This is a genomic window from Chitinophaga hostae (assembly GCF_018224885.1).
Classification (GTDB): Bacteria; Bacteroidota; Bacteroidia; order Chitinophagales; family Chitinophagaceae; genus Chitinophaga; species Chitinophaga hostae.
Genome location: NZ_JAGTXB010000070.1, coordinates 1 through 320 on the forward strand (window position 1 = coordinate 1; position 320 = coordinate 320).

A 320-nucleotide genomic window follows, 5' to 3' on the forward strand; every position below is an offset into this window, starting at 1 on the left:
GGCTGCTGATAGGATCAGGTCCGTTAACACCTGTGCTGTTAATCACCCTGAAGGTATCAGAATAGGCACCTATACAATTGGTCGGCGATTTTACGCGCACCACATAGGCGCCCGGGGTGGAAGTAGTCAACGTATTAGTGTTGCTGAGTACACTGGCGTTGCCGGCACGCATCCATTCGTATTTTTCCATGCCTGTGGGCACCTGCAAAGTAATGCTGGTAGTGCCATCCGGAGCAGGCAATACATTGCTCACGAGGGTAGGGGAAGTGGTGATAACCGGAGCCGGTGTAGCCGGTTTATAAGTGACCACTAATGGCACT

General features: G+C 52.2%; 1 protein-coding gene. It reads right to left on the minus strand.

The genetic code is table 11. The features are described from left to right. The coding region (locus tag KE626_RS34540) for a hypothetical protein (RefSeq protein ID WP_211977736.1) at positions 1 to 320 on the minus strand (320 nt) is incomplete at both ends.